Origin of the sequence: Micromonospora sp. NPDC023966 (assembly GCF_040639095.1) — a bacterium.
Classification (GTDB): Bacteria; Actinomycetota; Actinomycetes; order Mycobacteriales; family Micromonosporaceae; genus Micromonospora.
The window spans coordinates 161,121-183,361 of the sequence record NZ_JBEZZJ010000003.1; the positions used below are offsets into that span (position 1 = coordinate 161,121).

The 22,241-nt window shown below is 69.3% G+C and carries 21 protein-coding genes; 13 read left to right on the top strand and 8 right to left on the bottom strand.

Annotated features, from left to right (window positions below):
* Positions 1 to 93: 93 nt before the first annotated feature.
* From AB0F68_RS07160 to AB0F68_RS07175, 4 genes are all read left to right on the top strand, one after another.
* Complete coding sequence (locus AB0F68_RS07160; protein ID WP_357333465.1) at positions 94 to 483, top strand: hypothetical protein; 390 nt, start codon at positions 94 to 96, stop codon at positions 481 to 483.
* A gap of 181 nt (positions 484 to 664) precedes the next feature.
* Positions 665 to 1,030 (top strand): hypothetical protein, encoded by a 366-nt coding sequence (locus AB0F68_RS07165; protein WP_357333466.1) that lies wholly within the window; start codon positions 665 to 667, stop codon positions 1,028 to 1,030.
* A 360-nt stretch (positions 1,031 to 1,390) separates the two neighbouring features.
* A complete protein-coding gene (locus tag AB0F68_RS07170) occupies positions 1,391 to 2,101 on the top strand; it encodes a hypothetical protein (RefSeq protein WP_357333467.1) in 711 nt (236 codons plus the stop codon).
* An 877-nt stretch (positions 2,102 to 2,978) separates the two neighbouring features.
* The gene (locus AB0F68_RS07175) at positions 2,979 to 3,440 is read left to right on the top strand and encodes a hypothetical protein (RefSeq protein ID WP_357333468.1); all 462 of its coding nucleotides are present in this window, start codon (positions 2,979 to 2,981) and stop codon (positions 3,438 to 3,440) included.
* 534 nt (positions 3,441 to 3,974) lie between these two features.
* On the opposite strand, the gene AB0F68_RS07180 is transcribed toward AB0F68_RS07175, so the two are convergent.
* The 6 genes from AB0F68_RS07180 to AB0F68_RS07205 all read right to left on the bottom strand — a co-directional run bounded on the left by AB0F68_RS07180 (position 3,975) and on the right by AB0F68_RS07205 (position 11,743).
* Positions 3,975 to 4,814, bottom strand: a complete 840-nt coding sequence (locus tag AB0F68_RS07180; protein WP_357333838.1) for a replication-relaxation family protein — start codon at positions 4,812 to 4,814, stop codon at positions 3,975 to 3,977.
* A gap of 369 nt (positions 4,815 to 5,183) precedes the next feature.
* Entirely contained in the window at positions 5,184 to 7,535 is a 2,352-nt protein-coding gene (locus AB0F68_RS07185; RefSeq protein ID WP_357333840.1) for a DUF87 domain-containing protein, read from the bottom strand.
* Positions 7,536 to 7,696: 161 nt separating this feature from the next.
* The gene (locus tag AB0F68_RS07190; RefSeq protein WP_357333843.1) at positions 7,697 to 9,388 is read right to left on the bottom strand and encodes a DUF87 domain-containing protein; all 1,692 of its coding nucleotides are present in this window, start codon (positions 9,386 to 9,388) and stop codon (positions 7,697 to 7,699) included.
* A gap of 95 nt (positions 9,389 to 9,483) precedes the next feature.
* Complete coding sequence (locus AB0F68_RS07195; protein ID WP_357333469.1) at positions 9,484 to 10,446, bottom strand: PrgI family protein; 963 nt, start codon at positions 10,444 to 10,446, stop codon at positions 9,484 to 9,486.
* On the bottom strand, positions 10,443 to 11,363 hold the full coding sequence (locus AB0F68_RS07200) for a hypothetical protein (RefSeq protein ID WP_357333470.1): 921 nt from the start codon (positions 11,361 to 11,363) through the stop codon (positions 10,443 to 10,445). The genes AB0F68_RS07195 and AB0F68_RS07200 overlap by 4 nt, the downstream gene beginning before the upstream one ends.
* Before the next feature lie 2 nt (positions 11,364 to 11,365).
* Positions 11,366 to 11,743 (bottom strand): pilin, encoded by a 378-nt coding sequence (locus AB0F68_RS07205; protein WP_357333471.1) that lies wholly within the window; start codon positions 11,741 to 11,743, stop codon positions 11,366 to 11,368.
* 480 nt (positions 11,744 to 12,223) lie between these two features.
* Here AB0F68_RS07205 and AB0F68_RS07210 point away from each other — a divergent pair, with 480 nt between their 5' ends.
* Together AB0F68_RS07210 and AB0F68_RS07215 are read left to right on the top strand one after the other, a co-directional pair.
* Entirely contained in the window at positions 12,224 to 12,805 is a 582-nt protein-coding gene (locus tag AB0F68_RS07210) for a hypothetical protein (protein ID WP_357333845.1), read from the top strand.
* A 47-nt stretch (positions 12,806 to 12,852) separates the two neighbouring features.
* Positions 12,853 to 13,317: an SMI1/KNR4 family protein gene (locus tag AB0F68_RS07215; protein ID WP_357333472.1), complete on the top strand. Its 465-nt coding sequence runs from the start codon at positions 12,853 to 12,855 to the stop codon at positions 13,315 to 13,317.
* A gap of 62 nt (positions 13,318 to 13,379) precedes the next feature.
* Here the strand turns inward: AB0F68_RS07215 and AB0F68_RS07220 are convergent, their stop codons facing one another.
* A complete protein-coding gene (locus AB0F68_RS07220; protein ID WP_357333473.1) occupies positions 13,380 to 14,237 on the bottom strand; it encodes a hypothetical protein in 858 nt (285 codons plus the stop codon).
* A 752-nt stretch (positions 14,238 to 14,989) separates the two neighbouring features.
* On the opposite strand from AB0F68_RS07220, the gene AB0F68_RS07225 reads away from it, so the two are divergent.
* Positions 14,990 to 15,901 carry a hypothetical protein gene (locus tag AB0F68_RS07225; protein ID WP_357333474.1) on the top strand — a complete coding sequence of 304 codons (912 nt, stop codon included), beginning with the start codon at positions 14,990 to 14,992 and terminating at the stop codon, positions 15,899 to 15,901.
* Positions 15,894 to 16,964: a DNA methyltransferase gene (locus tag AB0F68_RS07230; RefSeq protein ID WP_357333475.1), complete on the top strand. Its 1,071-nt coding sequence runs from the start codon at positions 15,894 to 15,896 to the stop codon at positions 16,962 to 16,964. The genes AB0F68_RS07225 and AB0F68_RS07230 overlap by 8 nt, the downstream gene beginning before the upstream one ends.
* Here the strand turns inward: AB0F68_RS07230 and AB0F68_RS07235 are convergent.
* Entirely contained in the window at positions 16,959 to 17,132 is a 174-nt protein-coding gene (locus AB0F68_RS07235) for a hypothetical protein (RefSeq protein WP_357333476.1), read from the bottom strand. The two genes, AB0F68_RS07230 and AB0F68_RS07235, sit on opposite strands and share 6 nt — an antisense overlap.
* Positions 17,133 to 17,138: 6 nt before the next feature.
* On the opposite strand from AB0F68_RS07235, the gene AB0F68_RS07240 reads away from it, so the two are divergent.
* From AB0F68_RS07240 to AB0F68_RS07260, 5 genes are all read left to right on the top strand, one after another.
* The gene (locus AB0F68_RS07240) at positions 17,139 to 17,261 is read left to right on the top strand and encodes a hypothetical protein (RefSeq protein ID WP_357333477.1); all 123 of its coding nucleotides are present in this window, start codon (positions 17,139 to 17,141) and stop codon (positions 17,259 to 17,261) included.
* Positions 17,262 to 17,354: 93 nt separating this feature from the next.
* Positions 17,355 to 17,807 (top strand): hypothetical protein, encoded by a 453-nt coding sequence (locus tag AB0F68_RS07245; protein WP_357333478.1) that lies wholly within the window; start codon positions 17,355 to 17,357, stop codon positions 17,805 to 17,807.
* Between the two features lie 59 nt (positions 17,808 to 17,866).
* Positions 17,867 to 18,145: a hypothetical protein gene (locus AB0F68_RS07250; protein WP_357333479.1), complete on the top strand. Its 279-nt coding sequence runs from the start codon at positions 17,867 to 17,869 to the stop codon at positions 18,143 to 18,145.
* A gap of 15 nt (positions 18,146 to 18,160) precedes the next feature.
* Positions 18,161 to 19,327 carry an HlyD family efflux transporter periplasmic adaptor subunit gene (locus tag AB0F68_RS07255; protein ID WP_357333480.1) on the top strand — a complete coding sequence of 389 codons (1,167 nt, stop codon included), beginning with the start codon at positions 18,161 to 18,163 and terminating at the stop codon, positions 19,325 to 19,327.
* 31 nt (positions 19,328 to 19,358) lie between these two features.
* Positions 19,359 to 21,164, top strand: coding sequence for a hypothetical protein (locus AB0F68_RS07260; RefSeq protein ID WP_357333481.1), 1,806 nt, complete (start codon positions 19,359 to 19,361; stop codon positions 21,162 to 21,164).
* The last annotated feature ends 1,077 nt before the right edge of the window (positions 21,165 to 22,241 follow it).

Genomic DNA, 22,241 nt, shown 5'->3' on the forward strand with positions numbered 1-22,241 from the left:
ACGAGAGCAGTCTCCTGCCCTCAGTGGTCTTGCCTGCATCACCTTCCGCATCAAGACTGGGTCACCAGCTCGTGCCGTTATAGCGGAGGGCGCATGTCTGTCGAGCGGACCACCAAGCCGAAGAGGAAAGTCCTCGTCGCAGTCGCGGTCGCTGTGGTCGTCCTGGTCAGCGCCTACGCCGTGTCGAGCGCCTTGCGTCGTGCGCAGGAGTTTGAGGTGTCGGTGAACGCCTATAGGGCAAGCACTGGCCCCAGGGTTCTCGATGCACGCGTCGAGATGCATCCCGACTTTGAGATCGTGCGCACGAACGCTGACGACCAGGGCGATCGTGTGATCTTGCACGTAGTCGCGCGGCAGCCGACCTTGTGGTGGTCGGGCGGCGATTACGCGGAGGTGCGATGGGTGCGGGTGAGGCTTGACAAGCCACTCGGTAACCGGCAGGTGCTGGATGCTGTCAGTGACAGGCCTGTGCCACGAGGCTGATCCCTCGGTCACCGTGCCATCCACGTGCCAGTAGCCGATACCCGCGACGGTCACCAGGGGGCACGAACGGGTACTTCGTGCGTTGATCTGGCCCACCAGGTCCTTGTCGGCCATGATCTTTGTCCTTCCAAACTGAGGCTCTCCCGGCGCAGAGCAGGCGAGGCGCGTCTATGGTGTCGCCGTGGACGATCGCAACGTCGAGGGTCACCAGCACTCGGACCAGCATGAAGTGTTTAGGTCCTTGCCCTTTCCCTTCAGTGACGGAGGATTCCCCGCCAACCTCGGAGCGGTCGTCCAACGAACTGTGCTGGACGGCGTAGAGCCAGCGCGTGAGGTCATCCATACCGGCGACATCTCCTGGGTCGTCGGGGACGGCGTGAACGATCCGAATCAACCCGGTGCCGTGGTCGTGACGTGCATCAAGCACGTCGTTGAGCGGAACTCGTCGGTGGCACGGCTGGCCAGCCTTCCGATCGGGCAGGTGGCCTACCGCGAGAACCCCGGCCAGCCATGGTTGATCGAGCCTCATTCGTGGCCCGAGGAGTAACGGGCCGCAGGCACCAGGTCGCAGGCCGGGCCATTCACGGGCCACAAGGGAGCTGCTGCGCCGGCATCGTGCTCGGCAGGCTGAGGAATGGTTGGCAGCCGGCGCGGCATGGCAGGATTACGCCTTGTCTTTCCGAGCGAGGTCGGCACCCCGCTGGATCCGGACAACTTCTCCAGCCCTCGGCCGCCGGCGCCGATGGTTGACAACCGCCATCGAGACTCGTCCGTTAGGGCGCTCGATCTCGTCCCGGTCCGGGGAGGCTGGACGAGCTGACGACTGCGCGACGAGGAGATCCGCCTCAGAACAGCTGTCGCGCTTCTGATCTTGACGTCCGCCGTCGCGGTGTCTGAGGGTGACCAGATGGCGTCACAGGTTTGGCTTGACCGTGATGAGGACTTCCGCCCGGGTGCCGAACTCCTCCGTAGCGACCGGCTGTTCGCGCTGTGGTCGTACTCGGCGACGCACGGCCAGTTGCTGCTGCGGGCGGACCATATGCCCGACGGCGGTGGTCGGCTTCCGACAACAACCGAGGTGCTGTTCAACCCGGTCGACGCGGTGCAGATCCAGGCGGCGTACCGCGGGCTGGTGATCCGATGCGCGACGGAGGACGAGGCCATGCGCGTCGACGGTGACCTCTCGGACGACGGTTACCGCTCAGAGAATGCCCGGGTGCTTGTGCTAGAGAGCGAAGGGGCGACCGGCTACGTCGTCGCCGTCAACGTCGGGTGGTGCGAGGGCAAGCTGTCGGACCTGCAACCCTCGTTCTTCAACACGTTCAGTCCGTACGACCCGATGTGGCCAGTCAGGCCGCTCACCGGAGTCGGCGGTGAGCTCGAAATCGCCTCGCCACAGGAGGTGGCGGAAGCATTTCTCACCGGACCTCGAGAGGGCGTACGCCGGGAGCGACACCGCTACATGCACCTGCTGACAGCTCTGACCGAGCAGGACGGCCGTCGAAGGTGGCACAACCTGGGCGTCTTCCTCACCGAGAAGGACGCTGAGGAAGCCAAGCGACTGATTGAGCCCCATGTGACGATCTGCGACATCGAAATGATCCCGGTGGTGCTATAGCAGGCCGCAGTGTCTCGGCCGCGGACTCCTACCCGTCGCCGACGCGGTCCGCATTTAGTCCGCAAGAGGACGATGGGACAGCGGGGGCTTGTGAGATGCCAAGAGGCATTTCCGCTGCTCGACCGGCGTGGCCCTGGTCGGCGGGGCGAGCTATTTGATCTCGTAATGCGCCGGTCATACCACCCGTAGGTCGAGCCCCTTCTCTGGCTGTAGAAACGTTGCCGAGAAAGTCATCGACCGTTCCGTTATGGCGGCTATCAAAGCGATCGCCTCGGTGGCGACGAGGTGCACCTCAACTGGCTCGCTGCTCTGCCAATCCAAGTGAGCCCGTACCACATGCCGGCCTGGCGCTACGTCGACACTTTGGGCGGCTCCGCGCTTTAGGCGCGCCACGATTTGCCCATCAACCTCGATCTTCATGCGCCGTAGAACGCCACCAGCGTCCAAGGCGCGACGAACGGTGATCATTGGCATGGCTGTCCTACCCCTTGCCTGTGGCGCGGCGAGACATGGAAGTACCTCGGCGTCGTACCGACCAAACGAGCGGAAGAAGATAGGGCTTGGACAACGTCCTCGTAGTGGCAAGGCCCCCGGCCGCGTTGACAGCAGCGATTGACAGTAGCAACCTCGGACTGCGATGTACGGGCGGGGACGCGAGCAGGCTCTGTGCCAGCGGCCAGACCCATTGCTGGACCGATTGGGACAGCACCGCCGAGGCTCCGGATCAGACGGCCGCGGCGTGCCAGCGACATGCCGGTAACCCGGACGAGCGCGAGCCTTAACCCATTCCCTGCCAGCAGCTGGCGTTTAGGGCACCCTGCGGGCAGCGGACTTCTTTGCAAACTGGGGCTCATGCGCGCGTGGATACAGTGACGCAATGCGCAGGGATCTTGTGCGGCGCCAGTTGGCACGCCTCGTCGTGTGGACTGGCAACGACGGCCCCGTTCCGGCCGCGGCCGGCGTTGTCGGCGTGGAGTACCGGGGCCGGTTGGGTCACCCTTCCTCGTACGGCTTGCTCATGGCGCGCGCCGCGGACTCGCCTGGCGTCCAGATCGACCTCAGTCCGGCCTCCGTCACCCTGTCGGTGCCGTGCGATGAGGTCACGCTTGGCCTGACCGAGCCCGAGTACCGGGCAGCGCTTTACGCCGCTGGTCATGATCTCCGCGTCGGGCTGGTCATCACGAGCGCAGTTGAGGGAAAGCTCGGCTCGTCCATCGTGGTGTTCACCCGGCTCGCCGCGATCCTGTCCGTGCTGCTGGCTGTCGGTGCCGAGTCGGTTGATGCCACCAAGGTGTGGGCGACCTGGGACGAGGCTTGGCCTGGCCGGAGCCGACCTTGAGCGCTCCTATGGATCAGAGAACGCGCCGGGCAATGAGTCGGGTCAGGTATTCCTCGTAGCTGCAGAACTCCCCACGATCAGGGATGTCTGCCGAGCAGGCCTTGTTGAGGTCATGGAGCACCCGCCTGCGATCGGGGTGTCACCAAGCTCGGCCATCGTCGCGAAGTCGATGCCTAACGAGCGTGCCCGACGTAGGTACGACTCGAAGGCGTAATCGTCGAATCTGTCGATGTCCCACCGAAGACGGACCCAGTCCGGCGTGGGCGGACCTTACCCGTACAGCCGTCATGGGCCATCCATCAGCCAGTAGCCGTGGCAGACAGCGGACAAGAGCGGGGTACGAGACGCAACCGGGTCCTCCGCCACTGGGCTGGCCAGTTTCGCGAAGCTGGCGGACGACGTTGCCGGGATCATCGACCACCGCAGTCCTCGGCCCTGGCTACGTTCAGCACCTGTCGAGTGGGCCAGACGACTCATGGCTGCAGGCGCGGTCGAGCAGTGACCCGCGCCAGTGGGGCTGACTGCGGCACGTGGTTACTCGTCTTCGGGGTGGATGAAGCGGTGAGGGTTCGTGGCGGGGTTGTCGGGGCCGTGGTCGCTGGGCAGCTCGTGTAGCCAGCGGCGTAGCCCGGGCTCGGTGGTCAGCGTCCAGGCCGGTCCGGCGGGGTGCTCGTCGTGGATGCCGGTGGCAACGGGCATGGCGGTGGGAACACCGGCGAGAGCGCGTAGCAGGTTGGCCTCGCGGCGTCGGCTCCGCACGCGCAGCAGGACCGGGTAGCGGGGCCCGAACTGGGCGAGGCGCTCGTAGCCGCGCAGCTTGCGCAGCACGACGGCGAGCGGTTCGGTGCCGTTGTCGTGCTCCAGGAAGAACCCCACCTGCTGGTTCGCGACGCACCACACGCCGTGCCCGTCGGGCCGGATGCCGGCCACGGCGTAGGCGGCGGTGGCGTGCTGCTCGGACCACCACCTCGCCAGCCGCGCGTTGGGATGGCTGCGCGCGTGAGCGAGGAGGTCCACGAACAGTTGGTTGGTGCCGAGCAGGTGGGCGAGGCGGCAGCTGCCGACGATGCGTTCGGTGCGTTCGATGCTGCTGCGTGGCGGTCGGGCGTCGGGCCGGTCCGGGTCGTGGTAGGCGGTGGGGTGCACGAGCATGCCGAGGGGACCGAGGGCGTAGAGGTACTGGCCGTCGCCGGTGGTGATGTCGACGAAGCGGCTGACGGCCTCGATGCCGTGCAGGGTGGCCAGCCGTAGCCGGGCGGAACGACGGGAGGTGAACGCCGCCTCGGTGATCTGGTCGGCCGAGAGCACATAGTGCTCAGCGAGCCAGGCGAGGAGCTGACGGTCGCGCAGCGTGAGCCGACGCAGGTGCTCCAGACGCGAGCGGCGGCTGGTGTTGCTGCGCGAGGCGAGAAGCCGGGGGTTGGATGACCGAGGATGGAAGACAGGGCGATCGGGAGACACGAGCGGACATCCCTTCAGGGAGGAAGTGGATCCCCTCCGCTGGAGGGGTGTCTGGATTCAGAGGTGGTGGTGACCGTGCCGGCGGGCCGCCGTGTGCTGCACTGACAGGCCTGCCCGCGCTGATCGGTCAACGGCAGTCAGCCCTTGGTGGTGAAGGGCGAAGGAAGCGTCTGCGGAAGGGGCGACGGAAACCCCCCACCAGGCGCCTGACAGACGTCGAAGGAATCTCCGTCAGCCCAGCCACCTGGCCGTATCGGGCGACCCGTTCGCGGCCAATCGGCCTCAAGGTCTGGCCTTGTCACTCTCCAAGCGGGCCGCGCGGGTTTGCTGGGGTGGCCTTGAGTAGCGGTCGACCAGAGCGTCGATCGCGCCGATGTCCTGCGCCGGAACGGCGCGCGCCGCGGCCTGCCGGATCGCGGCCGCCTCGCCGATCAGCGGCTTGGGTGGGCGGGTCCTCATGGTGAACGCTGGCGTCTGCCGGCCGCCCACGACTAGGCGGGTGGCGGCGGTGTAGGCGTCGAGGTGGGTCAGGTCGTGCTCGTCGAGTTCCGGCAGGGTGTGCCGAGCCAGGACGCGGGCGTCCTCCGGCGCGCACGAGAAGTAGATCTTGTTGCGGGCGTTTGCCGACGCGGCGGCGAGGAGGTCCTTCGGGAACTGGGCGAGGTCCTGGTGCGACAGCACCAATGACAGCCGGTACTTGCGGGCCTCGGCGAGCATCGTGTCCAGGCTGTTGGCGAGGGTGAGGAAGTTCTGCGCCTCGTCGATGATCAGGGTGGCGTCGCGTCGCTTGTCGGGGGCGATCTTCGCCCGGGCCGTGGCCGCCTGCCACACCTGCGCCAGCACAAGAGAGCCGAGCAGCTTGCTGGTGTCCTCCCCGAGCTGGCCCTTGGGGATGCGCACCAGCAGCGCCCCGCCGTCGAGGACCTCACCCATGTCGAAGCTCGACCGCGGGTAGCGCATCGTTCGCTTGACGAAATCGCGCAGCAGGAACGCGCGGAGGCGGGCAAGCACCGGTCCGATGACCTGAGAGCGCAGGGCGGGGTTCAGCTCGTCGTACCACTGCCAGAACCCGGACAAGCCGGCCGGGTCGTCAAGGTCAACGGTCATCGCCGAGCGGAACTGGGCGGAGTTGAGCAGGGGCGGGATGTGCTGCAGAGTGACGTTGGCGTGCCGCAGCAGGGTCAGGCACGCCACCCGCATGACGTCGTCCATGCGTGGGCCCCACGCCTTGGCGAAGATGTTCCCGAAGATCGATACCAGATTGTCCACGACCAGATCCGGGTCGTCGCCGGACAGCGGGTTGATCGTCGGCGGGTTCGGCTGGTCGGGGTCGAACAGCACCACCCGATCCGCGACCGATGCCGGGAGCCGGTCGAGGATGTCCAGGACCATGTCGCCGTGCGGGTCGATGACCACCGTGCCGCGGCCGGCGGTGATGTCGTCGACGGCCATGTTCACCAGCAACGTCGTCTTCCCTGAGCCGGTGGCCCCCACGACGTGCAGGTGGTAGCGGGCGTCGGGCACGGCCAGAGCCACCCCGTGACCGCCGACCTGCGCGTCACCGAGCACCTTCGTGCTGCGCCCGCCGCTGGGCACGGCGACCGGGGCGGGCATCGACTTCGCCCGCGCCCGATCCAGCCCGGGCACGGCCAGGTCCCGGGGCAGCGCGGCGAGCGCCGCAAGCTCCGGGGTGCAGGTGAGAAACCCGCCGCCGAGACGCCGCGACGCCAGCACCGCCGCCGGCGACGACATGCGGGTACGAGGGGTGAGGCGGTTGCGGCCGGAATAGATCGCGAAGGAGGAGGCGATCGTGTCGGCGATGCCCAGCAGCCGGGGACGCTGGTCCGTGCTCCCGCGCCGACTGTTCTTGCCGACGGCGTAGCGCACGGCGGTCTCCCACAGCGGATGGGAGGTCTTGTCCAGGATCGCTCGCACGTCGCGTTCCACCCCCGGGTCTCGCCGTCCGGCGCCGGCAGGTCGGGCGGGGCGGGAATCACCGCCGGGCAGGAACAGCTCAACGAACCACAGCAGGGGAGCGGCGGGGTTCACGGTAGGGAGGGCGGTCTTGCCGTCGCGTAGCCTGCCGGCGGCCCGCCGGGCCCGCGCCACGCGCCGCGGTGCGGCGGGCCGGGCCAGGACCTGCACGCACGCGTACTCGTCAGCCTTGAGCTGGGAGCCCGCGGACATCAGCGCCCGCAGCGGATCGTTGTCGTGGCCGGTGTGCAACGGCAGCCACTCCGCGGCGGTGGGCAGAAGGTGACCGCCCACCGCCGCCGGCACCTCCAGCGGCATCGGCGGGGCGGCGCTGTTTTCGACTGCGCAGGCGGCGCCGGGCCAGGCGGCGCTGACGGCGGCTTCCACGGCGCCGCGCGCGACCGTGCCCGGAACCCACACCGAGATCAGCAGCCGCCGGCCGGTCCACGAGTACTGCCACACCACGTGCGGACTGCCGTAGAGCCGCCGCCGCCGCCGCGATGGGGTGAGGGTGCCGGCGAGGTTGGCCCACAACGCCGCTGCGCCGTGCGGGTCGACCTCCGGTGGCGGGGCGATGGTGACCAGACGGGCGCCGGCGGCGTGCCGGCGGTGCCGCCACAGCTGCAGCAGGTTGCGGACGGCGACAGAGGCGACCACCATGCTCGCCGCGACGGCGAGCAGCCAGGGCCGCTGCGCCACCCAGCCGGCGGCGTCGAGCACCCACCGCGCGGCGCCCGTCGGTGGTGTGAGGACATGGGTTCCTGGCGCGGAGGGGCTGGGTTCGGCCGCCGGCAAGGCCAGGTACGTGGCGATGGAGCACTTCACAGCTCGTCTCCTTCGTCGCCGAGGTCAGCCAGCTCGCTCGGGGTCGTGGTGCAGAGGTGATGCTCGGCGGGGGAGGCGACGGCCTCGAAGCTGGTCCGGTTGGTGCCGGAGATCAGCAACCCCGTGCCGACCCGGGCCGCGAGCAGTAGGCGTCGCTCGCCGGCGGTGAGCCCGAACGCCTCGCCGATGGCGTCGATGGCCTGCGGCGCCTGCTTGAGCAGCACCTGGGTGGCGGCGTTGGCGACGACGGCCTGGCCGAGGTCGGTGCCCAGGACGTCGGCGACGTCCTGGGTGATAACGGTCAGGCCGGCGTGGCGTTTGCGGGCGGCCTTGGACATGCGGAACAGGAACCGGGCGCCCTCGCCGTCGCGCATGAGCAGCCACGCCTCGTCCACGACGACGAGCCGCCGTGCGGCCGGCCGGCCGGGGGCGTCGACCTGCCGCCAGATCGCGTCCAGGGCGAGCAGGGTGCCGACGGTGCGCAGCTCGTCGGGCAGGTGCCGCAGTGACCACACGACGAGGTGCCCGTCGGGGCGGGTGGTGCTCGGCCCGTCGAACAGATGTGAGAACGACCCCTGCACCCATGGCGCGAGGCGGGCGGCGAGCTGCCTCGCGGCAGGGTCGTCGTCGGTGTGCAGGCAGTCGGCGAGGTCACGCAGCAGCGGGGCGGGCCGGTGGTGGGTGGCCGGGTCCGCGGTGATGCCCGCGGACCGGTAGACGGCCAGGATCGCCCGGTCCAGCGCCGCCCGCTCGGCGGGCGGCGGCTGCTGGGCGAGCAGCACGCTGACGAGGGTGTGCAGGAACAGCCCGCGTCGGGTGAGCGCGTCCGGGCGGGCGTCACCGGCCGGCAGATCCAGGGGGTTGATCTTCACCCCGGACGCGCCGAGGCGGACCACGGTGCCGCCGACCGCGTCGGCCAGGCGCGGGTACTCGTCTTCGGGGTCGATGACGGCGACCTGCACCTGCTGGTAGAGGTTGCGCAGGATCTCCAGCTTCACGAAGTACGACTTGCCGGCGCCGGAGCGGGCCAGGACGACGCTGTTGTGGTTCTCCTGCGCCCAGCGGTCCCACCACACGATGCCCTGCGAGTCCGGGTTCACCCCGTAGAGCACCCCACCCTCGGCACGCGGGTCGCCGGGCAGCGGCGCCGGCAGGTCGGGGGAGGCGAGGGGGAACGCGGCAGCGAGGGCGGCGGTGTCCATGGTGCGCCGCATCCGCAGCGAGTCCGTGGCCAGGGGAAGGGTGGTGCTCCAGCCTGCGAGGTGCCGCCAGGTGGCGGGTTGCACCTCGATCAGGGTGGACGCGGCGGCGGCCTTGACCTGGGCGCACGCTTCGAGGAGTTCGTCTTCGGTGCGGGCGTGCACGGTCAGGTACAGGCCGACGCGGAACAGCTTTGCCGCACCGCGGGCCAGCCGCTGCGCGAGGTCCGCCGCGTCGTCGGCCGCGGCGTCGACGCTCGGGTCGGGAAGCTTGCCCTGCCCGGCGTCAACCCGCCGGGAGGACTCGAAGCGGGCCCGCTGGGTGCGCAGCCTCGCAGCGGCGACCGGAGCGGGCAGCGGATCGATGTGCAGCGCGAGGTCGAGCCGGCCCGGCCAGGACAGCAGCGGCTCGAGCCAGGCCGGACCGACCTCGGCCGGGTAACCGGTGACCACGAGGGTGGCGGCGCAGCCGTCGCCGACGCGCAGCATCCGCGGGGTCACCTCCACCGAGGTAGGGGCGACCGTCGCGGTCAGCCCTTGCGCCCGGCGGCCCGGCTCGTCTGGGTGGGATCGGTTGCGCTTCGTCATGCGTGTCGGCTCCCTTCAGGTCGGTGGCGCCGGTGGGGCGCGGATGCGGTGATGACGGCGTCCGGGGCCGCGAGGCTGCCCGGTCGGGGCGGCCGGTAGGGGTCAGCCGCGGCGGCGAGCGCGGCGGTGACGGCAGCGCCGTCGAGCACGCGGGTGGTGACGCCGAGGCCGGCCAGCGCGCGGACGGTGTCCTCGGCGCGCCGGCGGGCGGCGCGCTCGCCGGCGGTGGTGCGGGTGACGATGAGGACCTGCCGGCGCAGCGGATCGCGCCGTGCGGCGAGGCCGTCGAGGAAGCGGGCATGGCCGGCCGCCGCGTCCACCAAGGCCGCGTGCGGCAGCTTCTCGGCTGCCTCAGCGAGGGTGCGGGCGGCGCCGTGCAGGTCCACCGGTTGAGCGGACACGACGATCTGCGTCGGCGCGGACAGCGAGTTCAGCCACCGGCCGAACGTGTCCACCAGCGCAGCCTGCTCATCGGGGGTGCGCAGGGCGAGGTTGACGCTGGTGGCGGCCACCATCGCCGCTCGTGCTCCGGCCAGACGGACTTCCCCGCCGTCGTCGATCGCGTCGGCGGGCAGCTTCAACAGCGCCGGCAGGGTCACCTTCGACGCCGGGGCTTGCACCCAGTCCGGCACCTTGACCGTCGTGTCGGTCGTCGACAAGGCCCGCGGCGCCCGCGAATGCCGCACGGCGGCGAGCAGCCACACGTCCAGCGGCAGCCCGTCACGCCGCCCCACGGCCACACCGAACACGAGACCGCCGAGCACGACAGCCGCGCCGACCAGCATTGGCGTGGGAACGAACTGATGCAGGGCCCGCCACGCCCCGTAGAAGGCGAGGGCGGCGACGGCGAGAATCGCCAGCTGCCGGAACGTCAGCCCGTACAGCACTTTGTCGGGAGCGTCGACGTCAGCCGGCATCCGCACTCGTTCCGCATCGACGCGGTCGTCCTGGCGGCTCATCGGCCGACCGCCTTGAGCCCGCGGCCGAGGCCGGGAACGGAACGGGTGGCCTGCTGCACGACAATGACCCGTACTGCCGTGCCGAGCATGTTCACCCCGCGGCCGCTGTTGCCCGTGGCCACGTAGCGGCGCATCAGGGACGGCACGCGCAGCGTCGTCCAGAGCATGACCATGACCACGAACAGGTTGATCGCACCGCCCGGATCCACCGGCAGTCCTAGCACGGGCAGCAGATGCTCGGGGTCGGTGAGCATCCACTGCCCGGCGTAGAGAGTGAAGCCCTGCACCACGGGCACGGCGAGGACACCGGTGTAGGACCGCCACCACATGTGGGCGACCGGTTCGGTCTGCGGCATCGCGTGACAGGCCAGCGCCAGCGGCGCGAAGGCGGTCAGGACGATGACGACGGCGAAGCGGACGATCACGCTGAACGCGGTGCCCGCGAGCAGGACGGCGATGATCGCCACGCAGATCACGAACAGCAGCACCGCCGTGGTGTCGCGCCCGGCGAGGATGTGCGTCTTGATGGCGCGCAGCGCGCCGTCGCTGTCGCCGTCGGGTGTGGTGAGCGTGCCGGTCAGGGCGTTGGCCAGGTCGATGAGCATGCCGCACCACAGCTGCGAGAAGTGCGCGGCGACGAACCCGACGACCAGCCTCGGGATCAAGTCCTTGGCGGTGTAGCGGGTGGTTTCACTGCCGCCGGCGGTCATGGTGAGCACGCCGGCGGCCACGAAGGCGAGGACGAAGGCGGTGTCGACGACGAGCACCGAACGGCCGGTCAGGGCCTGGACCTGCGGCAGGGCGGTGACCTTCGGGGTGATCAGCATTGCGCTGCTGATCACCCCGAACAGCGCGTCCAGGCTCGTGAGGATCGCGGCCGACAGCCAGTCCAGGATCTGGTCGAGTAGCCAGCTCATGGTCAGCCCCCGACGATTCCTTGGACGACCTGCAGCAGGACAGGGGCCAGGACGGCCAGGCCGTAGCCGACCAGAGCGTTCTTCAGCGCGCCCTTGGCCCGCTCGACCTGCGCCGGGTCACCCCCGGCGGTGGCCCAGTAGACGCCGGCCAGGACGAGGAACAAGGTGGCCAGCGCGGCGAGGATGCCGATCAGCCACGCCCGCAGATTGGCGATGACAACCGGCAGCGAGTTCACTGCCACGATCGCCGGGGCACCAGAATCGGCGTGCGCGGCCGCCGGCGCCGACACGACCAGGACGATCGTGACGGCCACCGTGACGACGCGGCGGACGGCGTGGACGTTGGTGAGGGCACGAAGACGTGCGCGGATGCGGTACATGGGCGGGGTTCACCTCCAGCCCACCCCTCGATCGAGCGAGGGGTGGGCGTCGAAAGGACGTCGACAGGGCCGCCGCCGGGCACTGGAGACGGAACGTCGGCGAGCCGCGACAGTCCCTCGGGAGGAGCGCGTCCTCCCTGTCGGGTGTAGCGGGAATCGGTGAGGTGTCAGCGCACCAACACGGCGCGGCACCCGAGGCGCCCCGGCTCGCGTCAGCCCCAGCCTCGGGCCCGGCAGCGGGCGGAACCTCCCAGCGCCTCGTGTAGCGCTACGGAAGAGTTCCGCACCCTCAAACCGGCGTTTGTCAGCTCTGCCGGACACCCCCAGAGCTGACACCGGTCTGACAGCCACGGCGCTCGTCTGACCACCAGCCGCGCCCACGCGCGGGCAACGTGATACCCCGCCCGCTCGGTAGAGTGCCCTGCCGTGGTCAGGCATGAACCGCGACACGCAGATGGTCGCCAGCTCGGCGTCGAGGCGATGCGACGACTCCGGCTCAGGGACGTGTGTGACATCGACGCCGGCCTGACGGATGCGGAGTTCGCCCGCATCGAGACGCAGTTCGGAATCGAGTTCGCCGACGACCATCGGGGTTTCCTGGCGGTCGGGCTTCCGGTGAACACCCGGCCGCAGCCGAGGGAGCCCGGGGTCATCTACACCCATCCTGAGCCATGGCCGGACTGGCGCGACGGCGATCCCGCAGCCCTTCGGGAACTGCTGGATTGGCCTGTCCAGGGAGTCCTGTTCGATGTCGAGACGACCGGCTTCTGGGACGACGGCTGGGGCCCGCGTCCGGACACGTCTGGCTCGGCGATCGCGACAGCCCGTCGGATGCTGGCCGACGTGCCGAAGATGGTGCCGATCTATGGGCACCGGTTTCTCCCGGCTGGGAGGGGAACCTACGGTCACCCGGTTCTGTCGATGTGGCAGACAGACGTCATCTACTACGGCCTGGACCTGGTCGACTACATCGGCCGCGAGTTCGGCGATCCCGACCGGGGTGAAGACGCCGACCGCGCGCAGCCACGAGCGACCGTCGAGTTCTGGCGAGATCTGCTCTAACCAACCTGCCCGGTCAGCACCATGCAACGGTCAACGATGATCGAGACATGGAGTTCGAGGAGTTCGACCAGCATGTCGCGTCGCTACGCGACCGGGCGGCACGCTCCGGCGTGGCAGCCGTCGAAGACTTCGCGCTGATCGAAGGGCTGACCGCATCGGCGCAGGAGATCGCCGAAGCGGAGCGAGCGCTCGGGGCGGCCCTACCCGCGAAGTACAAGGCGTTCATGGTGCGGTACGGGGCAGGACAATTCGGCTTCCTCGACCTGCTGCCCTTACCGGCGGCAGGGGCCACGCGTCCCTACGGAGATGTCGTCTCCGTCAGCCAGGCCGAGTTCCCGGACGGGGCCTTCGTGGCGGTGGCGCCCGTGGGCACAGGCGACTACTGGTGCTTTCCCGTCATCGACGGCCGGTGCCGGGACGAGGTGTTGTTCCACTACCACGACGGCGGCGCCCCAACGTGGGAAGCATCAGGCTTCCTGGAGTTCGTGGCGGCCAAGGGCACCCGCCCCTGACCACGCGACGCCCCACCTCCGGGCCCGGCCAAGCGCCAGGCTGCAGAGAAAAGTCTCGCAGGTCAGGCGGCTGCCCGAGGTGCGCGCCGCAGGGCGCCGGCGCGGCCGGTGCGAGTCCGCGCGCGGTGCGCGGACTGGTGCTGCAGACACTCGCGAGCGTTGGCCGAGACGACGCCGCTGAGCAGTCCCATGGCGAGGGCGTCAGCGAGGCGCTGGTCGATGCCGTTCATCCGCTTACGCAGGGCGTCGACGGTGATGCCCAGACGCGCGGCGATCGGTTCGATCGCTCTGCCCCCGAGCCGCAGGTCGATATAGGGCTCGAGGTCACTGGCCTCGAGCAGACCGAGCCGGGCGGCCCGCCGAACCAGGAGGTCGGGGTGGCCGTAGGGGACGTGCGGCGCGCGCGGGCCAATGACGTGCTCCAGATCCTGCACCGGCACCGCGGTGCCCGCGCGGCGCAGCATCTCGTGCCCGGCCCGCCAGGCGGCCATGCACAACGCGGCGTACGGGGCCGGCTTGGCCAGGTCGACGCGGTCGCGCAAGGCGGTGAGGAAACCGGTGAGAATCTCCGCGTCCAGGTCGGCGCCGTCACCGGACCACCCCGAATGCAGTCGACCGGCATGCCGGCGCAGCGCGGGCATCGCCATCGCCACCGCCGCGATGACCCAGGACGGTCCTTCCAGGCGAGCGCGGCGAACCAGATCTCGCCACACCGCGTCACGCGCCGCGTAGGCGCGCGGATGGCGCAGCAGCCAGTCCCGCAGGGCCGACAGTGTCATGACACCGGCCGGCAAGCCGGTGCCAGGTCCGAGCCTGTCCAGGTCGAGCGTCAGGGGGTCGGGGCCGGTGGTCAGTGCCGCGAAGGCGGCCTCGACAGCGTCCAGCGGCGAGTCCGGCCAATTCGAGTCGGACACGGTCATGTCACACACTCCCGGAGGCGATCGTCGGCGGCACGCCGAGGTGGTGTCACACCGGCGCGGAAGACATCGATTGCGCCACAGCGCCCTCACGGACCTCTGACAGTCCAGGCCAGCAGCACCACAGCCCCGTGCCGCCGCACCGGCCCGCATCAACGCTGACGACGGCCGTCGTCAGCGTCGGATCCTGGCACCGGCCTGACAAGCCGGCTCTGACCTGCGGGATGACATCGCCAGCCCGGTGGTGACACAAGCCGCGCCGGCGGACCCGACAGCCTTGTCGTCCCCACAACCGAACCTAACGAGGGTCTGACAATCGCGCGGTGCCACCGTGGCCAGCCCTCTCTGACAGCCTGTCCGCTGCCGGACGGCGCCGTTACAGCGAAACAGGGCCGGCGTCTGACACGGCGGCCGCACCAGGTCTGACAGCGGCACCGACGGATGACAGACATGGCGGTCGTCGACGGAGCCGCCTCACCGCGCTGGACCTGACACGCGCGGCGGCCACGACCCGGGGAATGTCTGACAGCGGCGGCCACCCCAATGGTGCTAACCGCTGCCGCCATGGCTGTCCGTCATCTTTGGTCAGGGCGGGCGCGGCAGTCCGGGCCCGTTGGACTGATTCAGGGCTCCACGCTTCCACGCCCGGCGGTGCTGTCAGACCTCCGTCAGACCCAAGGGGTGTCCGCCACAGCTGACACACGCCGGTTTGAGGGTGTCAGCGCATCACGGCGCGGCGCGGAGCCCACATCCACATGAGCGAGCACACGCCGCAGCACCCCCAAGACCCCGCCCAGCCCGTCGACCCACCCGAGGCCGACCCGACCCTGACCGACGTGGTCGCCGGTGACCCGCCGGTGCCGGTCACCGTGTGGCGCACCGCCCGCACCGACGCCGACACCGGCCGCAGCATCGGCGGCCGGCTGGCCTACCGGCTCGTCGCCGCCTACAGCCGCCCCGGCGATCCGGTCGTCGACCTCACCTTCGACCACGCCTTGGCCGCCGTCTGCCACGCAGGCCGTCGCCGGCACCACCCCGGCTGGTTCACCGACGTCTCCAGCCTCATCATCGGCCCCGCCACCGCGCCGACCCCGCCCGACCCGGCCGCGCCGCCCGCTGACGGGGACCTGCCGAGCCTTGGCGCGTGGTTCGGCGACGACCTCACCGACCCCGACCTGCCCCCATCCACCGACTGGACCAGCCCGTCCCGCCACGGCACATCACTGCAGGAGGCGACCAGCCTCGTCGTGGCCTGCTGGCCCCTCGACCCGGCAGACGCCACCAACCGGATCCGGCTGGCATGGCTGCTGAGCGCCTGCGCGCGCCTGCTGCGCCCCAGCGGCTGCCTCGTCCTCGTCGTCACCGTCCCCACCACCACGGCCGCCGGGCCGGAGGACTTCACCCCGGTGGCCACCGCCGCCGCGTCCGTGGGCCTGGGCTACCTGCAGCACATCGTCGCCGTCACCGCCGACACCGAAGGTGACACCTTCGTCTACCACGTCACCGACGAGGAACTCCTCACCATCGCCCAGCAAGCCAGCCCGCAGCGGTGGACGGTGGCGCACCTAAAGGTCCACGCGGACCTGCTCGTGTTCAGCCCCGTACCCGGACCGGCCACCAGGCAGGCGGACCGGCGGCGGCGCGAGGGCGGTGACCACCGTGGCTGATTACACCCCCTTCCTACCCAGCCAGGGGCAGCCCGGCGACGCTGAGGACGCCTACTCCGGCCAGCATCGCGACGACGGCAGCCACCGCGAGAGCAGCGGACGCCACCGGGCACCGGACGGACCTCAGCGCCTGTCGGTGTGGGCCACCGCGCAGCAGACCGGACCGGTGCAGCGCCGCGGCCGGTACGTCGCCGAGTCCGTCAAGCACCCCGCCAGGATGCTTCCGGCGATCGCCGCGCACGCCGTCGCCGCCTACACCCAGCCCGGCGACCTCGTCCTCGACCCCATGTGTGGCATCGGCACCACCCTCGTCGAAGCAATCCACGCCAGCCGGGACGCCATCGGCGTCGAGTACGAGCCACGGTGGTCGAACATCGCCGACGCCAACATCACCCACGCCCACCAGCAGGGCGCCACCGGCCGCGCCTCCGTGGTCCGTGGTGACGCCACCCGTCTGGCCTCCCTCCTGCCCGCAGCCCTCGCCGGGCAGGTCGCCCTTGTGGTCACCTCACCCCCGTACGGGCCCACCGTCCACGGCCTCGTCCGGCCCGGGACCGACGGAGTCGCCAAGTTCGACAACAGCTACGGCACCGACCGCGGCAACCTCGCCTACCGTGACCTCACCGGCCTCACCGACGGGTTCGAACAGATCCTGGCCGGCTGCGCCACCCTGGTACGCCCCGGCGGCACCGTGGTGGTCACGGCCCGACCCTGGCGCAAGAACGGTCAGCTGGTCGACCTGCCCTCCGCGGTCATCGCCGCCGGCCTGCGCGCCGCCCTGGTCCCGACCGAGCGGTGCGTCGCCCTGCTTGCCGCAGTCCGCGGCGGGCACCTCGTCGCCCGGCCGTCGTTCTTCCAACTCCAAGCCGTGCGCAAGGCCCGCACCGGCGGCACCCCGCTACACCTGATCACCCATGAGGACGTGCTGATCTTCCGCCGGCCGCCGACATCCGCCCGCTCCGGCGAACCGAAGGCCGCTCATGCGGAAGTAGAGCCTCCTGACGGCTCACCTTCGCACGGGGCTGCTTCCCATCACGGCGTCGCCGAGAGGCCACCGTCATGAGGGGGAGGGCACCGGTACGCCCGCCGCGGCAGCCGCGAGCTCGGAGCGGATGACCTCCAGCAGTCGGCCGATCCAGTTGGTGCCGTGCTGGCCGGCGACCCAGTACGGCGAATCGAGGTCGGTGTAGATGATCCGGGCATCACCGGTGGAGAGCAGCGTCCGCTCCAATTCGGGATGCTGCAGCCAGAACGGGTCGGCCTCATCGCCGAGCAGCAGCGGGCGCTGGTGCCGACGTGTTTGCACGACAAGGTGGGGCAGGAGCTGGCCGGCGAGATCGCGCTGCCGCGCGGGCCCTAGCCCGGCTGGCGTCGCCGAGGGTGCAGGCCCGGCTGGAGCGCGCCGTCGGCTCGGCGGCGAAGGTCGAAGAGACGATGCAGGAGCCGCGACATCTTGAAGATCACGCTGGAGATCGTGCGAAAGCCGGCTGGCGGGCGGTGCCGGACGGCCGGCTGGTGGTGGCCACCGCCGCCGGGCTGGACACCGGCGAGCGCCGATCTCGGAGGCTGCCACGAGGTCCGGTCGACGCCTTCGCTGCTCAAGCTCGCCTCGATCCTGGCGACGCTCAACGCAACGGAGCACCGGGCCGCGCTCGACGACTTCGCCCGCCAGGTGACCGTCGCGGGAGAGCCGGTCAGTCGTTCGAGTCGCTGCTTGCAGCCGTCGACGGCGCTGCAGCCCGCGCGGGCTGCAGCCGGCCGATTTGTTATTGACGGCCTGAAGGAGGCGGAAGATTGGGCTCTGGGACAGCAGGGCGTACGACTACGGAAGCATAGAGCCGAGCGCGATTGCTCTGCCCAGCGATGGAACAGATTGGGGGGCGGTTTCACCCGGCCGTGCCCGTGAAGACTGTATATGCTCCGGGTATCCGTCGGGCGATCGCCAGACGTGGAAGTGAGGCTCGAGTGTTCCAGTACATCGTCCGGGTCCGAGGCAAGGCGTACGTCTGGGGATCGAACGATCTCGAGGTTGCCCTGTCATTGCCCCTCGTACTGGTGGCGAACAACGACGCGTTCGGCGATGTCGTTGAAATCGTTTCGGAATCACCAGCGGGCGCTCCAGCACTGCTGGGCACGCTCCAGCCCGGGCAGTGCTGGACACTGGTGCTCACCGGTCTTCGCGGGGTGACGGCAACCTGCGCGACCGACACCACATTGGCGTGCGCGATCCTGACCCCCAACTGAACTCAAGGATGGTCCATGGCTACCGGTAAATCGGTGAACCTGCGGGTGCGCCCCGTCATGTCGGCCGATCTCTCCTTTCCCGTCGACGGCGTGATCAGCAGGCAATCACCAGTCATGCTGGGGAGCCGGGTCGAGGGACTCGATGTCGAAGTTCTGTACGCGATGCTTGGCCAGACCGTGGAAGGTGACAGCAGCCGGCTGCTGTGGGACTCCAAGCGGATCTTCAGTTATCTGTTCAACGTCGCAGGTCAGGCCGCGGGGCATGGTGTCACGCTACTGTCGCGCCTTCGGAGCGCTTCGGAAGCCGCTGATCTGGATCGGGCGGTGATGATGCGGCAGAACGCGTACCTGACCTCGTACTCGCCTGAGGTGCTGAGCGAAGTGCGCCGGGTCTACTACGAGGACCCCAGCGACGAGTGGGCGGTGCGGCACCGGCTGTTAAAGGCAGTCGAAGATGACGCCGGCCTAATCCACCACGGGCTGACCGATGCGTACAGGCGGCGTGGATGGTCGAACAAGGTGATCGAAGAAACAACTAGCATCAGCGACAACAAGGCCACGCAGTACTCCGGAGCCGGAAACATCCAGTTCGAGGGCTTCACTGATACCAAGTCCGGGGGGTACGAGTTCCGCCACCCGTCAGGGGAGAACGACCTGAGGTACCACCAGTCGAGGGCAGCGGTTCGGCAGGAGTTTCTCAATGCCTGGCGAATGTCAGAAATGTGCCGGTACGGGGACACCACCTTCTCCAACGAGATCGGTGCCATCGACCGCAGCATCCGGAAGCTGCAGTCTGCCTACATCGACACGTTCCTGTTCACGCCCACCGGAGGGATTGTCACGGGCGTATTCCACGGGCAAGGAGACTATGTACGAGCCGGGGAGCCTGTCTTTCGCGTGGAGGACGACGGGACCGTCTACCTGGTGGGCACGGTGAAGTACCGCGGCATGCTGCGCATCGGAACGATGCTGGAGGTCAGTACGACGTTGTTCGAGGCGGCCGGGGCCGCTCCGATCACGGTGGCCGGTGAGATCGTCGCGGTGCGGGGACACGACTCGGTGTCCGAGCAGTGGGATCTTCTGATGATCTGCGATAACCGCACTGCCGCCGGCGATGTGATCCTGCCGCTGAACTATAACTTCGATTTCGAGAGCACGAGCGTCGAGGTCACCGCACCCTGATCGCGTATCGCCGTCGACGAACGGAGCTGCCGTGACCGATCCCTTTGGTTTCCTCGACGCGATCTTCGGCGACGACGGAAGTGGTGGCTCCTCGACGCAGGGCAGTCCCTCACTCCATCAGGGCTTCGCACCGGTCGCCGGATGGATGGTCGGTCAGGCATTTGCCGGCGCGGGCCCCGTCGGGCAGTACTTCGGGATGGTGTACGGCTCGCCGGGGACGGGAATACCGCGGGTTGATTGGGGGGCGGACTACGCAAGCCAGGTGGACCGCGGCGACTACCTCGACTTCACCCAGGTGGATGCGTACGCTCCCGAAAACAACAGGGCGAGCGTCCAGGTGGTCAGCACCACCGACCCGGTGCCGTCGCCACCCGTCGAGTCTCGAACGCTCGAGGTCCTTGATCGGGGGGACTCCGGATCGATCCCGACGGCGGGGACGATCGACGAGGTGTATGTCTTCGGTTCTCCGCCGGATCGGCCCAGCAGCCACGACTGGTGGGAGAACTATCTCTGGTCGCAGCGGAACAGCCCGTCCTCCGGACAGGAGATCCAGATTCCGTGGACCGATCCGCCACCGATGCGTCCACCGCGGCCACCACGACCAGGCGCCCGCAGACCGGCGCTGGTGGTGCCCCCGATCCCTGCACCGGAACAGCCGCAACCCGAGCGCGAACCAGCGGACAGCGGGCCCTACAACGTCGACGTCACGCCGCACACCGCCCCGGGCAGTGACCTGGTCACCATCCCGTGGATGTCCGACGCACCAGTGCCCCAGCAAGTCCTTCCCTGGGGAGCGTGGGATCGCCCCGAGAATGTGCCCACGCCGCGCTGGGAGCGGGGCGGGACCGGCAGGATTGAAAACATCCCGACCGTGCCGACGGAACGAAGTTTTTGGAACCGCGGCGGCACCGGGCTGGCCGCAGGCGCGGTGACCGCCGCCATCGGAGTGGCGGTGGTCCTCTGGTGGAATCCCGTCGGCTGGGTGGCCGGTGCGTCGGCGGCATTGGCCATCGCCGGCGGCGTGGCCGCGACGACCGCCAGCGCGGTCGAACTCAGCGCATCGTACGGAGGTGTCACATCCCAAAAGCAGGATGCCGAGATGAACCGAGCAGTCTCGGCAAGCCTCGGGTACACCTCGGTCGGCGGAGTCCTCGGCGGTGTGGCCGGCACCGTCTTCGCCGACGACCCTCAGTCGGGCTTCGAGGAGGGCACCTACTGGGGTGGCTTGACAGAAGGAGCTCTCGGCCTCGCGACTAGTCTCCCCGCCGCACTGCGGGCCGTGCCCGGACTCTGGTACGCAGCCCTGCCCTGGGCGAAATCCCTCCTGGTGACGCCATCCTGGTTCTTCCTGGCTGCAGGCTTCGGCAGAGGTAGTACCCGCTCGTTGGCTCGCGTGTTCGCCGCCCAGGGCCGGATCGCCTCCCGGGTGCGCCGGGTCGAGTACCTGGGTACGACGCCGCTGATTGAGCGCAACGCCGACTGGGCCCGATTCCAGGTGGCGGCAACCGGCACCCGCAACGAAGCCGTCTTTCGAATCACCTACGCCAACGGCCAGCAGAAGATCGTGCTCGCCGACCGCTTCCAGCCGGGCGGCCGGATCATCCTGGAAGCCAAGGAAGGCAACATGGGCCAGATGTGGGACCCGACGCGTGAGGCGCACATCATGGGCCAAGCCAACAACTACCTCGACATCACCACTGTGATCGGCGGCCGGGTCGGCTACCTCGTCAGCACTAGACAGGGCGCGAATCGACTCGCGGTTCGATTCGGGCGGGACTTTCCGGCGCAGATGGAGTCGGGGCAGTTGTGGATCGACTGGGTGCCCTGGCGTCGGTAGGCGCCCAGGCTTAATGCCCTCATGATTCACGACCGTCATTCGCGACCCTGACGCACGCCGCTCGGGTCCTTGCCTGAGGATCCCCTTCTGGCGTTGCTGCGGTAGGAGGGAACTCTGCTACCGGAGCGGCACTCCCGGCCACCCCCGCGCGTTGGTGGCCGGTTGCGGTTCGTACGATGCGATCGGGGAATGGGTTGCGGATTTGCTCGCCGACACGGTGGTGCTGCTGGGTATTGGCGCCGGCCGGCGACCGTCCGAGGCGATGGCCCGCAGGCTGTTGCAGGCCATCGACACTGATCGGCTTGCGGCGGCGATTGGGACCTGGCTCGCCGCGCGGATCCCCGCACCAGAACCCGGATCCAGACGAGCGATCGCGGTGGCACGGTAAGACATTGCGCGGCTCACGCACTCGCGGTACCAGCGCCGTCCTGGCCGCCGCAGACCACCACACCGGCGTCGTACTGGGCAGCACCGATACCAAGACCAACGAGATCAGACGATTCGCTGACCTACTGGACCAGCTCAATGATCTCGCGACGTCGTGGTGACCGCTGACGCACTGCACAGCCAGCGCAAGCACGTCACCCTGCCTCGCCCAACGCCGGGCGCACTGGACCCTCACTGGCAAGGGCAACCAACCCGGCTTGCACTGGCAATTGGCCGGCCCGCCTGGCGGCGCGTGCCCGACGCCGATCGCGACAACACACGCGGCCCACGGACGTAAAGAAATCCGCATCCTGAAGATCCTGTCCGTGTCGACCGGCAACGAGTTTCCGCACGCCGCTCAGGCGATACAGATCCGCCGCCGACGCCGCCGGCTCGACAAGCCGAACCGCGTCACCATGGAAACCGTCTTCGCGATCACGGATCTCCTTGCCCACCAAGCGAAACCGACACAGTCGGCCGAATGGATGGGCGGACAGTGGTCGATCGAGATTAAGATCCACTCGGTCCGTGACATCACCTACGACGAAGACCCGCTCCCGAGTCCGCGCCGGCACCGGAGAGCAAGTCATGGTCGCACTGCCATCGCCGCCGCCATCGGTGCCCTCCGCCTCGCCATCGCCGCCAACCGCC

What these genes read in the sequence shown, in the direction of transcription:
- AB0F68_RS07195 (WP_357333469.1), bottom strand. Translation starts at nt 10,446, where the DNA reads ATGAGCCGCCAGGACGACCGCGTCGATGCGGAACGAGTGCGGATGCCG.
- AB0F68_RS07200 (WP_357333470.1), bottom strand. Translation starts at nt 11,363, where the DNA reads ATGAGCTGGCTACTCGACCAGATCCTGGACTGGCTGTCGGCCGCGATC.
- AB0F68_RS07185 (WP_357333840.1), bottom strand. Translation starts at nt 7,535, where the DNA reads ATGGTGGTCGCCTCTGTCGCCGTCCGCAACCTGCTGCAGCTGTGGCGG.
- AB0F68_RS07240 (WP_357333477.1), top strand. Translation starts at nt 17,139, where the DNA reads ATGCTGCAGCCAGAACGGGTCGGCCTCATCGCCGAGCAGCAGCGGGCG.
- AB0F68_RS07220 (WP_357333473.1), bottom strand. Translation starts at nt 14,237, where the DNA reads ATGACCGTGTCCGACTCGAATTGGCCGGACTCGCCGCTGGACGCTGTC.
- AB0F68_RS07205 (WP_357333471.1), bottom strand. Translation starts at nt 11,743, where the DNA reads ATGTACCGCATCCGCGCACGTCTTCGTGCCCTCACCAACGTCCACGCC.
- AB0F68_RS07215 (WP_357333472.1), top strand. Translation starts at nt 12,853, where the DNA reads ATGGAGTTCGAGGAGTTCGACCAGCATGTCGCGTCGCTACGCGACCGG.
- AB0F68_RS07255 (WP_357333480.1), top strand. Translation starts at nt 18,161, where the DNA reads ATGGCTACCGGTAAATCGGTGAACCTGCGGGTGCGCCCCGTCATGTCG.
- AB0F68_RS07210 (WP_357333845.1), top strand. Translation starts at nt 12,224, where the DNA reads ATGCGACGACTCCGGCTCAGGGACGTGTGTGACATCGACGCCGGCCTG.
- AB0F68_RS07170 (WP_357333467.1), top strand. Translation starts at nt 1,391, where the DNA reads ATGGCGTCACAGGTTTGGCTTGACCGTGATGAGGACTTCCGCCCGGGT.
- AB0F68_RS07175 (WP_357333468.1), top strand. Translation starts at nt 2,979, where the DNA reads ATGCGCAGGGATCTTGTGCGGCGCCAGTTGGCACGCCTCGTCGTGTGG.
- AB0F68_RS07190 (WP_357333843.1), bottom strand. Translation starts at nt 9,388, where the DNA reads ATGCTGCGCGTCGGCGACGGCTGCGCCGCCACCCTCGTGGTCACCGGT.
- AB0F68_RS07160 (WP_357333465.1), top strand. Translation starts at nt 94, where the DNA reads ATGTCTGTCGAGCGGACCACCAAGCCGAAGAGGAAAGTCCTCGTCGCA.
- AB0F68_RS07225 (WP_357333474.1), top strand. Translation starts at nt 14,990, where the DNA reads ATGAGCGAGCACACGCCGCAGCACCCCCAAGACCCCGCCCAGCCCGTC.